Source organism: Streptomyces sp. NPDC060002, from assembly GCF_042737245.1.
In the GTDB taxonomy this organism is placed as follows: Bacteria; Actinomycetota; Actinomycetes; order Streptomycetales; family Streptomycetaceae; genus Streptomyces.
The window spans coordinates 36,843-49,830 of sequence record NZ_JBHWUW010000039.1 but is presented as its reverse complement, the minus strand read 5'-3'; the positions used below and the strand labels follow the sequence as shown (position 1 = coordinate 49,830).

The window sequence follows — 12,988 nt, the reverse complement described above, 5'->3', positions numbered from 1 at the left end:
ACGGCCGAGAACTAGAGCAGTTGGAGCACCTGGGAGGCCAGGAAGCCGAGCAGGCCGACGTGGAAGAGGACCAGGCAGATCCACTGCGGCACGGACATGCGCCAGGACGCCGCCTTGAGGATCTCCCACTCGCTCACCGCGAAGGCGGCCAGCACCAGGGCGAGCACCTCCCACACCACGTGCCACCAGCTCGAAGGGGTCGCCCCCGTGGTGGCGTCCATGGCGGCCGGGACGCGCGTGACACGCCCCAGCACGACAAGGCCGATCAGCAGCTTGTGCCAGCCATGACGGACCGTCGGCGCAGCGGTCATCACCCGAGGGGCGGGTGCGGATCCTGTAGACATTCGCACATTTGATCACCTTCCCGAGATGGAAGCGATCGTTCCGATCGCCCAGGCCCAGGTGCCCCGCCCCTTCCCTCTCTCCGCGAGGCACGGACAGCTTCGCGCCGGTGACGGTCACCGGCGGGGTGGCCTTCACCGGCATCCCGAACGGCACCTACACGGACGCCGTCACGGGTGACGTGAAGGGCGTCTCGAACGGCACCCTGCCGGTGACCGCCCCCGGCCAGGGCAATATGCGGGCGTACGTACTGGACGGGCCCGGGAAGACCGGCGCCGGCGGGCCCTGTCTGAAGTGGCACCGCTGCGGGACCAGGGCTGGTTCAGGGGGCGCCCGGCGCGTCGCCCCGCCAGTCGAAACGGCGGTCGTCGCCGGCACGTCGTCCGTACAGGGCGCGGCCGCCGGGCCCGTAACGGCCTATCTCCGTGATCAGCGCCACCTCGCGCAGCTCGTGCCCGTTCCGGTCCGTGACGTCCAGCAACAGCCCGTCCAACGGGCCGCCCACGAGTTGCGCGTACGCGCGCTCCGGGCGGGGTCCCGCGTCGTCGTGATCGGCGCCGTACACCCGGCCCCGCAAGAACTCAGCCTCGTCCATGACCAGCAGCTTGTCATCCACCACTGACAACGGCCCGGTGAGCACTCTTCGGCCAAGGCCATGGCGGAAAACCGGCATCCGGGCGCGATTCCCGACCCGGCCGGGTATCCACCCCCTACGCATCGTTGTGTATGGGGTGGGGGGCCGGCCCTGATGGCACGCAGGCGGGAACGGGCGCGGACCGGCGAGTCGGCGCGGGCCCGGCGTCGACGGACCGTGCGCGAGCTGCGCGCGTCGGGCCGCTACGGACCGAGGCTGCGCGAGGTGCTGCCCGCCCTCGCCGTCTCGGTCGTCGTCGTGGGCGCCGCGCTCGGGGGGCTCGCGCTGGTCTACCGCGCGTCCGGCGGCCCGGCCTGCGCGCTGTCGCTCGCGCCGCTCGTGGTGGTCGCCGCCGTCCTGAGCCGTCGGTCCCGGCGGCCCGCCCGGCGGCGGGGCGGGTACTACACCGCCCAGGAGCTGGCGGACCTGGACATGCCCGAGCTGGTCCTCGCCGTGGCCCGGATGCTCCGTCGGGACGGCTGGCGGGTGCTGCCGCCCCCTCGGCACGACACCCACCATCTCGCTGCCCGCGACAGCCGCGGACGGCTGCTCGACGTGGCGTTCCGTCCCGTGGCCGAGCCGCTGCCCGACGAGGAGTCGGCCTGTTCCTGCCGGACGCGGCTGCGGGTACGGGCGCGGGCCGGGCCCCCGCTGCGGCTCGTCGTGCACCGGGGCACGTTCACCCACCGGGACGAGGTGTGGGCCTCACGCGAGCCCCACACGTACCTGATCGACGGCCCTCGTCTTCAACTGTGGGCCCACGGAACCCACTTGACCCAGCTCGCGGGCGGGATCGCCCCCTCTCCCCGGCCTGCGTGACCCCTGTTCGCCGCTCGGCCGTGCCGGGCGGTCGCTCCTCTCGGGCGCCTCGCTCCGGCCCGGTGGAGTGGTGTGTGGGGGTCGCCGAGGGGGCCCGTTCGTCGGGCGGGCCCGGCTCGGCTTCGGCGGCGGGCGTGGGACGCGTGGGCGCGGTCGGTGTGCGGCCTGCGGTCACCGGTCTGTGCGGGCCGAGCAGCATGCCGGCGAGGGTGAACAGGGGGGTGGTCGGCAGGCCGATGCGATTGCCGAGGCGGGCGAGGAAGGCCGCGGCGGGGAAGGCGCCGCCCATGGCCGGCAGGGTGTCAGCGTGTCCCATGCGTCACCTCCCTTCCGGGGAGGGGGAGTCGGGCTCGTTGCACGGCACATGAGTGGATGGGCGGGTCTCCTTCACGGGTGGTCACCGGGGGACGGATGCGCCGCAGTGCTCGGCCGGCCGGCCTCGGCGCTGCCCGGTGTTCCGGGCCTCCTCCACGATCGCGTGCCGGTGGGGGTCGGCGCCATCGGGGTCAACACCCATTCGTCCCCGAGCGGATGCCCCCGCCCGCACGCACCGCCGCCCGGGTCTGGGGAGACCCGGGCGGCGGTGTCGAGCGGTCTGCGGTAAGCGGGTGAACCGGTCAGGAAGCGAACCGGTCGGAGAGCGACTCGGTCAGGGGGTGAGCTGCCAGCGCTGGATGTACCCCACGTCGATCGAGGCGCGGTCCTGGACCCGCAGCTTCCATGTGCCGGTGAGGGGCTGGGCCGAGGCGTCGATCGTGAAGGTCTGGTCGACGTTGTCGGCGGAGCCACCGGTGCGGTTGAGGAGCGAGTAGACGGTGCCGTTGGGGCCGACGAGGTCGACGGTCAGGTCACCGCGGTAGGTGTGGACGATGTTGACGTAGACCGAGGTGGTGGCGGAGGCGTTGCCGTCGCGGCCCGCGATGGTGATCGGGGACTCCACGGCGGCGCCGTTGTCGGGGATGTCGACGCGGGTGGCGGTGGCGTAGATGTACGCGATCCGCCAGGTGAAGGTGTCCGTGACGGACGCGCCCGTGCTGTCGGTGACCGTGACGGCGACGTCGCTGGTGCCGAGGGTGGTCGGCGTCCCGGAGATCAGGCCGCTCGCGCCGAGGGTCAGACCGTCGGGCAGGCCGGTGGCCTCATAGGTCAGGCCCGCACCGGAGTTGGTGGTGTACGCGTCCACCTGGAGGCTGACCGCCTGGCCGACGCCGCTGGTCTGGTCGGCGACCGGGGCGACGTTGACGCCGAGGGCTATGCGGCTGCCGACGTCGATGGCGGCCCAGGCGTCGGCGACGGCGAGGTAGGTGGGACTGTAGGCGCCGAACAGGTCGGCCGACGCCTGGAGGGTGGCGGTGCGGGCGCCCGCGTAGTTGGTCGACGAGGTCATGTACGTCGTCAGCGCCCGGTACCAGACGGCGGCGGCGTTCTCGATGCCGATGCCGGTGACGGCCTGGCCGTCGGAGGTCGGGCTGTCGTAGGCGACGCCGTTGACGGTCTTGGCGCCGCTGCCCTCGGAGAGCAGGTAGAAGAAGTGGTTCGCCGGGCCCGAGGAGTAGTGGACGTCGATGCTGCCCAGGGTGGAGCTCCAGCTGTCGCGGGAGGAGCCGTCCCTGGAGGGCTTGTCCATGTAACGCAGCGGGGTGCCGTTGCCGTTGATGTCGATCTTCTCGCCGACGAGGTAGTCGCCGGGGTCGGCGGCGAGGTCCGAGTGGAACTCGACGGCGGCGGCGAAGATGTCGGAGGTGGCCTCGTTGAGACCGCCGGACTCGCCGGAGTAGGTCAGGTTGGCGGTGGCGGCGGTGACGCCGTGGCTCATCTCGTGGGCGGCCACGTCGAGGGAGGTCAGCGGGTGGGTGTTGCCCGAGCCGTCGCCGTAGGTCATGCAGAAGCAGCTGTCCTGCCAGAAGGCGTTGACGTAGCTGCTGCCGTAGTGGGCCCGGCTGTAGGCGGCGACACCGTCGTTGCGGATGCCGTTGCGGCCGTACGCGTCCTTGTAGTAGTCCCAGGTGGCGGCGGCGCCGAAGGCCACGTCGACACCGGCGGTCTGACGGTTGGACGGCAGGCCGGTGCCCCAGACATCGTTGTCGTCCGTGAAGAGGGTGCCCGTCCCGGAGGTGCCCTGGTTCAGGTCGTACGTCTTGTGCCCGGCGCGGTCGCCGTCGGTGAGCTGGTACGTCGATCCCGACAGCGTGCTGCCGACGGGAACCGTGCCGACGTACTGGCCGGTGCCGGTGCCGGTGTGCACCTTCTCGGCGGCGAGGATCTCCTTGCCCGTGGTCGCGTCGGTGACCACCTGGAGTTCGCTGGGCGTGCCGTCCTGCTGGACGCCTTCGACGAAGGTCTCCCAGGCGAGGACGGGCTTGCCGGTGCCGGCCCAGACGACGAGGCGGGGCGCTCGCTCGGTCGCGGTGCCGGTGACGTCCGCGCTCTTGGCGGCCGCGAGAGCCTTACCGTCGGCGCCGGCCGCGGAGAGCTTCGGGCTGAGGGAAGGCAGCGTGAGCGTCGCCCCGCTCGCCCTGGACACGGTGGTCCGGCCGCTCTTGAGGTGGACGACCAGGTCACCGCCGAGGACGGGCAGTCCGGCGTAGGTGCGCTCGTAACGGGTGTGCGTGGTGCCGTCGGCGTCCTGGACGACGTCCCTGACGACGAGCTTCTCCTGCGCGCCGAGGGCGAGCCGCTGGGCCGTGGCGCCGGCCGCGGTCTGCGCGCTCCTGATCAGCGAGGCGCGGCGGGCCGGAGACAGGGCCGTCGCCGCCGCACCGGCGCGAGGCGTGGCGGTGATCTTGGCGGGGCCGGGGTCGGCGGGCGCCGCGCCGGCGGTACCGGCGGGGGCTCCGAGGGCGAGCAGGGTCCCGATGGCCGTCAGTGCGAGGACGGTGGCGCGTCTGCGCCGGGGAATGGGGTGGTGTCGCCGGGGCAACGGGTTCTCCTTCTGTGCGACGGTCGGCCCGTGGTGGGGGCCGAAGTGGGGGCGGACCGGCGGGAGGGGGCCGGTCCGGAGCGCTGCACGGCAGGGGGGTGGAAGGAGGTGGGGGTGAGTGGGATGCCCCGCATGATGCGGGTGTGAAGGAAGGGTGAACTTCGGCAGCAGCGTGGCACTGCGTGCACAGGTTTGTCATGGGAATGCCAAAACAACGGCTGGAAATGACCATGCCGGACTGGGGATCCGCCCTGCTCCGCGCACGTTTTCAGCCGCGGGAGCGACCCCCTTCCCGAAAGGGTGAATACGGGGACCCCCACGCCATGTCGCGGCACGCCGGGCAGCACTCTGAGAGTTCAGGTGGCGACCTCGTGGTCGTGACGGACGGCGCGGCCGAGGGCCGCGCCAGTGGAGCGGGAGGGAGCCATGTGGCGCGGGCGGACGTCTCCTGGCGGGTCGGCGCCGGTCTTCGCCGCGCATCGGGGCGCTGGGCCGTTCGAGTGGTCCCCTTCCGCTCACCGTCGTAGCGTCGGTAGTGAACTTCATCCGGGCGCGGACACAGACAGCTCCCGGTCCGGTCGGGCGGGAGCGGACATGCGACACACGACGAGAACAGCGGTCATGCTCTGTGCGGCGCTGGGCCTCACGGCGGCCGTCGGCTCGGCCTCGGCCGTACCGGCCGCGTCGCCGCCCACGGCGCGCGCGGCCGCGGTGCGGCAGACCTCGCCGCCCGTCCTGGTGGACTGCCTCTGGCACGCCAAGGTGCGGCCCGGCGACTTCATCCTCGCGTGCGGCGACGGCAACAGCCGTCTCGTCTCGCTGCACTGGGACAGCTGGGGCTCGAACTCGGCGCGGGCCACCGGGGTCAACGTCGTCAACGACTGCGATCCGTACTGCGCGGCGGGCGCCTTCCACCCGTACGCCGTCGTCGTGAAGCTGGACCGGCCGCAGCCCTGGAAGAAGAACCCGCAGGTGCAGCACTACAGCCGGATCACCCTCACCTACCTCGGCGACAGGCCGGAGCAGTTCGGGCGGGTGGTGACGTACCCGCTCTGGAACTGAGCCTGTTGCAGGCCCCTGTGTCCCGCCGTCTCGCGCCGGTTCCCCACGGTCCTACCCGCCTGCCATGATCGAGGCATGACACCCACTCGGCCACGGTACGGGCTCGGCGCCCCGGTTCTGCTCGCCCTGCTCTTCCTCACCGCCGGATGCGCCGATCCGTCGAGCGACCCCCGGGCGGCGGGCCCGGCGTCCGCCTCACCCTCCGACTCGGCACAGGCGAAGGGCTTCTGCCCGCCGCCCGAGGACACCCTGGCGTCGCCGTCTCCGTGCATCAGTTACGGCTGGGACCAGCGGGTCGCCGAGAACCACGCGTACCGTGAGGCCCAGCCCATCACCGCCGAGCAACGGCAGGAAGCGCAGCCCCGGGCGACGGCGCTGGCCGCGGCTCTCCAGGAACTCTCGGCCAAGGGGACCACCCTGGACGGACTGCGGACGGCCGCCGCCCAGGCGCTCGGCCTGGAGGCGCGGCAGATCGAGGTCCAGGGCGACTTCCTGGTCCCCCTGCACGACATGCTCGTAGGGGGTGGCGAGGGCCGGGTGTGCGTCAACGGGACCGTCGGCATCAGCGGTCGCGCGAGCGCGGAGGTCGTCGGGCGTACCGTCGAGGGGACGTGTCTGCCCGGGCTGGGCGGGCACTGACATACGGCGGACCGGGGTCCGTCAGTCCATCAGGCCGGCCGCGACGGTCGCGCCCAGTTCCCAGCAGGCCGCCACGTCCGCCTTGTCGGGTTCCCCGGTGACGGTGACCGGCTCGGCCGCGCGCCGCCAGCCCAGGCCCGTGGTGACGGTCTCGATGCCGCGCACCGCGCCGGTGACGTCGTTCCCACCGTGCACGTAGTAGCCGAACGGCCGGCCGCGGGTGGTGTCGAGGCAGGGGTAGTACACCTGGTCGAAGAAGTGCTTGAGCGCGCCGGACATGTAGCCGAGGTTGGCCGGCGTGCCCAGCAGGTAGGCATCGGCGGCCAGGACGTCGGAGGCGGTCGCGGCGAGCGCGGCCCGGCGTTCGACGCGAACGCCCTCGATCTCCGGCGCTGTCGCGCCCGAGACGACGGCTTCGAAGAGCGCCTGGCAGTGGGGCGAGGGGGTGTGATGGACGATCAGCAAAGTGGCCACGGCACAAGACCCTGCCCGCCCCCCCGGCCCGGCCGCAAGCGACGCCGCGCGGTCGGACAGCGGGTGGAGGCGGCCGCGACGGGACGGGCCCGTGGGGGCCGGCAGGGCGTCGCCGCGTCTTGCCCCTTGAGGCGGCCCCTGAACGGTGCCGGCGCCGCGGCCGAGTCAGCCATGCTCCCGAATCGCGCTCAGTCGCCCGTGGTGAAGTCTTCCGGGCGGTCTTGCCGCAGGCGGAGGCAGCGGTGGTTCAGCAGATCGAGCGCGTCAGGAATACCGCCGCCGAACTCGTCACGAATCCTCTGCAGGGCTTGAATCCTGCGCCCCTCCAAGATCAGGTAGTCGATCTTCGACCAGCGTTGGTCCGTGCCGTCGCTGGGTTGCTTGAGAGCATCGATCTCGGCTCGCAGCTGAGTAACTGCGGCGACGATCTCCTCGTCGGACACGACGCTCAGGACGGTCTGCCCATCGGGCCCCGGTTCCCGGCGCAGGAGTCCAAGCTCTGTACAGAGCCACGCGCGCAGATCGCGAAGCTCGCGCCGAATCGCGTCGCGCTGCGCGAGCGCCTCGTTCAACTCGGCCTGCGTCGGATTCGTCTCGTCGTCAGGCATGCGGCTGGTCCTCTGCGGTGGAGGCAAGGGCCTGGACACGCGACAGGGCGATACGACGGCGCGCGAGATCGACATCGATGATCTTCACGGTGAGGGTGTCACCGACCTCGATGGCGTCTACGGGCGATTCATCCAGCTCGCTGGTGTGCACCAGCCCCTCGAAACCGTCCTGTCGGTCTTCGATGCGCACGAAGGCGCCGAATGGCACGATCTTGGTGACCGGCCCGGTGACCACCTGCCCGATTCGCCGCGCTACCTGCGGCCACGGGTCTTCCTGCACTGCTCGGAGCGACAGCGGCACCCGTTCCCGGATCATGTCGACGTCGAGGACTTCGGCGGTGATCTCCTGGCCGACGCCGACGACGTCGGACGGGTGGTTGAACGGACGCCAGGACAGCTCCGGAATATTGATCATCGCGGTGAAGCCTCCGATGTCCACGAAGGTGACGCCGAAGCCGGCGATGGTTTGCACCGTGCCGGTGACGACCTGGCCGCGCCGCAGGGTCTTCAGGAAGGCCCAGTCACGGTCGCTGGGCGTCGGCTCGGTCTGCCAGCGAGCGCGCAGAACGCCGTCGCTGTCGGGCAGCACAGCGGTGAACAGCGGGAGATCTTCACCGGCATACATGGATACGACGCCGGCAGCACGCGCGCTGGCGAGCTGGGAGGTCACTGCCTCGAACTGGGTCTCGTCCACGACCGTGCTCGTGATCTGCCCGTCCTCGTCCTCCCAGACGATCTCCACCAGGCCTTCGTCGGGCAGCGCGGCCACGGCCTTGTCGACGTCGGTGAGCAGGTCCGGCCAGACTTCCAGCTGTGCGCGTGGGGCCAGCTGGGAGCGCACGGTCTCGATGTTGTCGCGGGTCAGGCGGTGCCACCGGGAGGCGTTGGCGGCATAGGTCTCCTCCAGGTAAGTGGCGCGGTGGGCGCTGACCGTCCAGTACAGGCGGGCCCAGAAGTCGGCGTCGGCCGGGCGCTGTACGTGCTGTGGGTCGTCGGGGGCGAAGTCGTACGGCGATGCCTCCAGGCGTTCCGGGAACAGCCCGAGGGAGCGGGTGCGGGCCAGCGCCGCTTCGCAGGGCCGGCTGCTGCCCACGTAGAGGTACTGGTCCCGGCCGACGTGCACCGCGAATGCTCCCTCCGCCTCCAGACGGCACCAGGCGCCGTTGTCGCGGAGCATGGCCCGGACGAGTTCCAGGCCGACGGCGATCGGCACCAGCGCACCGTCGTGGAACCCGGCGACGCCGGCAGGGAACAGGCCGGCCAGACCGTGGCCGTCGGCCGGTGGCTCCAGGCCGAAGTGGACGAAGCCTCCGATCTGCGGCTCGCGGATGGCCAGCTGGTCGATGCCGGCTTCCTCGGCGAGGGCGGCAACGGCCTGCAGGTAGGCGGCCTCGACCGGTCCGTGGTCGCTGGTCGCGGGCTCGGCGCCGGTGTAGTGGCCGTGCTCGTCGCGGTCGGCGGTGTCGTACTTGGTGACCTGGTAGACGTAGGGCAGCACGTCACTGCCCGCCGGAGGTCGAAGGCGCGGGTGCTTTCTGATGGCGTTCGAGGACGCGGTAGACGGTGGCGCGGCTGACGGAGAAGAGCTCGGCGAGGCCGGCGATGGTGTGCTCGCCGGACTGGTGCAGGGTCTCGCGCTGGGCGGTGAGGTCCTGTTTCTGGAGACTGCGTCTCGCGTAGCCGGCGCGTTGACTCATGCCCGGAGCGTACGGTGAGCACCCGCTCAGCGTACAGATCACCGGACCCCCTGATTGAGACGCCGTCAGCGCAGGTCGATCCTCACCCGCCTCGTCGGCGGCGGCCTGGATCTGCTGGAGCAGCCGCTCCCACGTTCCGTCCGCGGACCACCACCGGTGGCGTCCATAGACGGTCTTCCACGGACGGAAGCGTTCGGGCGGGTCACGCCACCGCACGCCGGTCCGCACTCGGTGCAGGATCCCGTCGATCACCTGCCGATGATCCCGCCACCGGCCACAACGGCCGTCGCTGACCGGTAGAGACGGCCGCAGCCGTGCCCACTCGGCATCCGCCAGACTCCCTCGCCCCATGTCCACGTCAACAACCCGGACGAGGACTGGTCACATGATCGGCTGAATAAATCCCAGGGCCTGCGCAGGTCGTGCTTTGCGATGCTTGTCGCCGGTCCGGGTCCGGCCGTCGAATGCTGTTCACGAATACATCGGGGGCGTCGCCGTTGTCCCCAGATGTGTATGTTTGCTCGACAAAGAGGGGGAACGGTATGGAGCCAGTAGAACTCCGCCGCGCAGTTGAGGCAGGACGGGCGACCGCTTCGGAGCTGGGCCTTCAGGTCGATGACGCGATCGTCATCCACAACTCGGACCGCGTCGCGCTGCGCCTGGTCCCTTGCGATGTTCTGGCTCGGGTCGCACCGTTGGCGCATCTCGCTGATTCCGAGTTCGAAGCAGAGGTTGCTCGCCGTCTCGCCTACGTCGACGCTCCGGTGGCCGAGCTCGAGCCTCGGGTCGAGCCCCGAGTCTGTTCGCGTGATGCCTTCGCCATCTCGCTCTGGACCTACTACGAACCGGTGGGATCGGAGATCGCTCCGGCCGACTACGCAGACGCGTTCCTGCGGCACCATGCCGCCCTGCGCCAGATCGATCTGGATGCCCCGCATTTCACTGATCGAGTCGCTGTGGCACTGAGAGAGGTGAACGACCGGAAGCAGTCCCCCGAGCTACCCGATTCCGACCGGAAACTCCTCAGCGACACGCTCGGTGAACTGAGCGCCGCGATCAGTATCCACAAAGCCGGCGACCAGCTGTTGCACGGCGAGCCTCATCCGGGCAACCTCCTGAACACGAGGAGAGGGCCGCTTTTCGTAGACCTCGCCACGTGCTGCCGTGGGCCGATCGAGTTCGACCTCGCCCATGCGCCCGAAGAAGTGGGAAAGCTCTACGCAAAGGCCGACCACGGCCTGATTCACCAGTGCCGCGCCCTGAACTGGGCGATGTTCTCGGCCTGGCGCTGGCGCCGAGACGACCAAATGCCTGACCGGGGCCACTGGAGAGTCGAGGGGCTCAACCAGGTTCGTGCTGCACTCGATCGCTGCGGACTGGGCTGAACTGGAGACAGAGGGGCTACTGGGTCCGGATCCGCTGCGCCCTGTGCGGCATCCGACACCGTACGGGGTTGAAGAGGGAGCCCACGGAGAGAGGCCGGGCGTATCCCGGCAGGGGAACCCGCGGCATGGCACCCTGACATGACGGGTACTCAGGGGCAGGTACTCAGGGACATGACACACGAAGACATCGCAGGCAGGGAGACGAAGGTGCTCACTCGGAGTTCGGTGATGGTGTGCGCGGCCGCGGCGCTGGCGCTGGCCGGCTGCTCGTCCGGGGACGACGGCAAGGCGTCGGAGCCGACGGACGAGACCGTCGTCACGGCGACCGTCTCCGGCACCCCGCCGTCGCCCGCCGCGCCCTCCCTGTCTCCGTCCTCGTCCTCCTCCGGCGCCTCCGCCTCCCCCTCCGCGTCGGTTCCGGCGTCGGCGAGCCCGACGCCGGTGCCCGTCACCGGTCCTGACCAGAAGCTGGTGACCATGACCGTCAGCGGTGGCTTCGCCGGGGTGAACCGTGAGGTGATCCTCCGGGGCGACGGCACGGTCCGGACCACCGACAGCGGCGAGTCCGCGGTGCGCCGCACCACGACGGCCCAGTTCACGACGTTGCGGACACTGCTGGGGGATCCGGCGCTCGCCGATGTCCCCGCCTTCGCGATCGACATGGGGTCGGCCGACAAGTTCCAGTACACGCTGCAGTTCGACGGCCGTACGGTCATGACGGACCGCTCCGCCGACGAGCCCGCGCTCGACCGTCTCATCGGCGCCCTGGAGAAGTGGCTGCCCACGAACTGATCGCGAGCGGGCCGAGACCCCGGCGTGTGTGACAGATGCGTTCCCGACTCTTGACGGCCGTCTTATGACTGCGTAGACATGACAGCGCAGACATGACAGCGCAGTCAGGCGGACGACGTCTGGCATCATCGTTCGCACGTGCGGCCACCGGGAGACACCATGACGCGAGGAACAGGGCGGGGCAAAGCCGTCGCGGCACCGCGCAGCGTGGACGTGGCCCGTCTGGCCGGCGTCTCGCAGAAGACGGTTTCCCGGGTTTTCAACGACGAGCAGTACGTCTCCGCCGATGTGCGCCGACGCGTCCTCGAAGCCGCCGATGAGCTGGGCTACCGGCGCAACAACGCCGCCCGGGCACTGGCCTCCGGGCGGACCCGCTCCATCGGTGTGGTGACGCTGGGCACCGCCCTGTACGGCCCCGCCTCACTGCTCATGGGAGTCGAGCGGGCCCTCCGGGACACGGGGTACGCGCTCCGCGTGGTCAACACCATGGAGGGTGACCCGGCGGGCATCGCCGGCGCCGTGGACTCGCTCCTCGACCAGGGGGTGGACGGCATCGTCATCTCCGAGCCGATCGACGAACGGGGAGCCGACGGTGAGGTTTCCCTCCGCGTCGACGTACCGGTCCTCGTCCTCGGCGCGCCGTCCCCCGTCGGCGCTCCCACGGTCCTGACCGCGGGCGACGGAGCCGACCTGATGGCCCGCGCCGCCACCGAACACCTTCTGGACCTCGGGCACACGACGGTCCACCACCTCGCCGGACCGCAGCGCTGGTACGCCGCCCGGGACCGGCTGGAGGGCTGGCGGACCACGCTGGCCGCCCACGGCAGGGACGTGCCTCCGGTCGTCGAGGGCGACTGGTCGGCCGCGTCCGGATACACCGCCGGGCGGGAGCTGGCCGCGGACACCGCCGTCACCGCCGTCTTCGCCGCCAACGACGACATGGCGATCGGTCTGATCCGCGCGCTGACGGAGGCGGGACGGCGGGTGCCCCAGGACGTGAGCGTCGTCGGCTTCGACGACGTTCCGGTCGCCGCCTATGTGACTCCTCCGCTGACCACGGTGCCGCAGCCCTTCGACGCCGTGGCGCAGGAGGGACTCAAGCGCCTGGTGCACACCATCGAGAACCCGGAAGCGGATCCCCTGCCGGCGAGCGACCCACCGGTCGACCTCGTCGTCCGGTCCTCGACCGCGCCCCCGCCGAACCGGACGACCCCGGCTCGCGGGCGACGCACCGCCGCCCCTTCGCGCACCGACGCCCCTTCGCGCGCGGCCGCGCCCCCTTCGCGACCGGCGAACGGAGGCCCCTCGACACCGCACTGAGCAGCACGAACCGACCGGCCGACCACCCTCCTGGCCGCGCGCGTGACCCGAAGCCGAGCCGCTGCACCGTCCGCGCCCTTCGCCACCGGCCCGTTGCCGGAGCCGCACCGGGCCCGCCGCTGATCGCGGCGGACCCCGATCCAGGTCTGCGACCTTCGCAGCCTCCGCCTTCCCCTCCCCAGCCTCGACCGCATCGGTGTGTCAGCCCCGGTCGTCGCGCCCGCACCTTCCTCCACCATGCCTGCGCACGCCCTCGCCAGGCGTGCCGTGACCATCGCCTCCGGCGGGAATTCACC

General features: G+C 71.2%; 13 protein-coding genes and 3 pseudogenes. 7 read left to right on the top strand and 9 right to left on the bottom strand.

The genetic code is table 11. The features are described from left to right. Positions 1-11 precede the first annotated feature (11 nt). Positions 12-311 carry a hypothetical protein gene (locus ACFWBD_RS28690; protein ID WP_385672738.1) on the bottom strand — a complete coding sequence of 100 codons (300 nt, stop codon included), beginning with the start codon at positions 309-311 and terminating at the stop codon, positions 12-14. Between the two features lie 119 nt (positions 312-430). On the opposite strand from ACFWBD_RS28690, the pseudogene ACFWBD_RS28685 reads away from it, so the two are divergent. Further along, a pseudogene (locus ACFWBD_RS28685) lies at positions 431-637 on the top strand (hypothetical protein); the annotation flags it as partial. A gap of 27 nt (positions 638-664) precedes the next feature. Here the strand turns inward: ACFWBD_RS28685 and ACFWBD_RS28680 are convergent. Then, positions 665-937 carry a hypothetical protein gene (locus ACFWBD_RS28680; protein ID WP_351767588.1) on the bottom strand — a complete coding sequence of 91 codons (273 nt, stop codon included), beginning with the start codon at positions 935-937 and terminating at the stop codon, positions 665-667. A 153-nt stretch (positions 938-1,090) separates the two neighbouring features. Between ACFWBD_RS28680 and ACFWBD_RS28675 the strand changes: the two genes are divergently transcribed. Further along, on the top strand, positions 1,091-1,795 hold the full coding sequence (locus ACFWBD_RS28675; RefSeq protein WP_385672735.1) for a hypothetical protein: 705 nt from the start codon (positions 1,091-1,093) through the stop codon (positions 1,793-1,795). Positions 1,796-1,970: 175 nt separating this feature from the next. Here the strand turns inward: ACFWBD_RS28675 and ACFWBD_RS28670 are convergent. Next, a pseudogene (locus tag ACFWBD_RS28670) lies at positions 1,971-2,111 on the bottom strand (cation/H(+) antiporter); the annotation flags it as partial. 333 nt (positions 2,112-2,444) lie between these two features. After that, entirely contained in the window at positions 2,445-4,715 is a 2,271-nt protein-coding gene (locus ACFWBD_RS28665; protein ID WP_385672732.1) for a M4 family metallopeptidase, read from the bottom strand. Positions 4,716-5,309: 594 nt separating this feature from the next. Here ACFWBD_RS28665 and ACFWBD_RS28660 point away from each other — a divergent pair. Both ACFWBD_RS28660 and ACFWBD_RS28655 read left to right on the top strand, forming a co-directional pair. Then, the gene (locus ACFWBD_RS28660) at positions 5,310-5,777 is read left to right on the top strand and encodes a hypothetical protein (RefSeq protein WP_385672729.1); all 468 of its coding nucleotides are present in this window, start codon (positions 5,310-5,312) and stop codon (positions 5,775-5,777) included. A 75-nt stretch (positions 5,778-5,852) separates the two neighbouring features. After that, positions 5,853-6,416, top strand: a complete 564-nt coding sequence (locus ACFWBD_RS28655) for a precorrin-3B C(17)-methyltransferase (RefSeq protein ID WP_385672726.1) — start codon at positions 5,853-5,855, stop codon at positions 6,414-6,416. A gap of 21 nt (positions 6,417-6,437) precedes the next feature. Here the strand turns inward: ACFWBD_RS28655 and ACFWBD_RS28650 are convergent, their stop codons facing one another. The 5 genes and pseudogenes from ACFWBD_RS28650 to ACFWBD_RS28630 all read right to left on the bottom strand — a co-directional run. Further along, complete coding sequence (locus ACFWBD_RS28650) at positions 6,438-6,890, bottom strand: flavodoxin family protein (protein ID WP_385672723.1); 453 nt, start codon at positions 6,888-6,890, stop codon at positions 6,438-6,440. A 188-nt stretch (positions 6,891-7,078) separates the two neighbouring features. Then, entirely contained in the window at positions 7,079-7,498 is a 420-nt protein-coding gene (locus ACFWBD_RS28645) for a hypothetical protein (protein WP_385672719.1), read from the bottom strand. Then, on the bottom strand, positions 7,491-8,996 hold the full coding sequence (locus ACFWBD_RS28640) for a S1 RNA-binding domain-containing protein (RefSeq protein WP_385672716.1): 1,506 nt from the start codon (positions 8,994-8,996) through the stop codon (positions 7,491-7,493). Before ACFWBD_RS28640 ends, ACFWBD_RS28645 begins: the two co-directional genes overlap by 8 nt. A 1-nt stretch (position 8,997) precedes the next feature. Next, on the bottom strand, positions 8,998-9,195 hold the full coding sequence (locus ACFWBD_RS28635) for a helix-turn-helix domain-containing protein (RefSeq protein ID WP_385672810.1): 198 nt from the start codon (positions 9,193-9,195) through the stop codon (positions 8,998-9,000). Positions 9,196-9,279: 84 nt separating this feature from the next. Next, a pseudogene (locus ACFWBD_RS28630) lies at positions 9,280-9,546 on the bottom strand (transposase); the annotation flags it as partial. Between the two features lie 191 nt (positions 9,547-9,737). Between ACFWBD_RS28630 and ACFWBD_RS28625 the strand changes: the two are divergent. From ACFWBD_RS28625 to ACFWBD_RS28615, 3 genes are all read left to right on the top strand, one after another. Then, positions 9,738-10,580: a phosphotransferase gene (locus ACFWBD_RS28625; RefSeq protein ID WP_385672713.1), complete on the top strand. Its 843-nt coding sequence runs from the start codon at positions 9,738-9,740 to the stop codon at positions 10,578-10,580. Between the two features lie 171 nt (positions 10,581-10,751). Beyond that, positions 10,752-11,372 carry a hypothetical protein gene (locus tag ACFWBD_RS28620; protein WP_385672711.1) on the top strand — a complete coding sequence of 207 codons (621 nt, stop codon included), beginning with the start codon at positions 10,752-10,754 and terminating at the stop codon, positions 11,370-11,372. A gap of 159 nt (positions 11,373-11,531) precedes the next feature. Beyond that, positions 11,532-12,692 (top strand): LacI family DNA-binding transcriptional regulator, encoded by a 1,161-nt coding sequence (locus ACFWBD_RS28615; protein ID WP_385672709.1) that lies wholly within the window; start codon positions 11,532-11,534, stop codon positions 12,690-12,692. The last annotated feature ends 296 nt before the right edge of the window (positions 12,693-12,988 follow it).

Excerpts from the sequence above, each read along its gene's own strand:
- ACFWBD_RS28690 (WP_385672738.1), bottom strand. The coding sequence starts at position 311 with ATGACCGCTGCGCCGACGGTCCGTCATGGCTGGCACAAGCTGCTGATC.
- ACFWBD_RS28625 (WP_385672713.1), top strand. The coding sequence starts at position 9,738 with ATGGAGCCAGTAGAACTCCGCCGCGCAGTTGAGGCAGGACGGGCGACC.
- ACFWBD_RS28675 (WP_385672735.1), top strand. The coding sequence starts at position 1,091 with ATGGCACGCAGGCGGGAACGGGCGCGGACCGGCGAGTCGGCGCGGGCC.
- ACFWBD_RS28680 (WP_351767588.1), bottom strand. The coding sequence starts at position 937 with ATGGACGAGGCTGAGTTCTTGCGGGGCCGGGTGTACGGCGCCGATCAC.
- ACFWBD_RS28615 (WP_385672709.1), top strand. The coding sequence starts at position 11,532 with ATGACGCGAGGAACAGGGCGGGGCAAAGCCGTCGCGGCACCGCGCAGC.
- ACFWBD_RS28620 (WP_385672711.1), top strand. The coding sequence starts at position 10,752 with ATGACACACGAAGACATCGCAGGCAGGGAGACGAAGGTGCTCACTCGG.
- ACFWBD_RS28645 (WP_385672719.1), bottom strand. The coding sequence starts at position 7,498 with ATGCCTGACGACGAGACGAATCCGACGCAGGCCGAGTTGAACGAGGCG.
- ACFWBD_RS28635 (WP_385672810.1), bottom strand. The coding sequence starts at position 9,195 with ATGAGTCAACGCGCCGGCTACGCGAGACGCAGTCTCCAGAAACAGGAC.
- ACFWBD_RS28655 (WP_385672726.1), top strand. The coding sequence starts at position 5,853 with ATGACACCCACTCGGCCACGGTACGGGCTCGGCGCCCCGGTTCTGCTC.
- ACFWBD_RS28660 (WP_385672729.1), top strand. The coding sequence starts at position 5,310 with ATGCGACACACGACGAGAACAGCGGTCATGCTCTGTGCGGCGCTGGGC.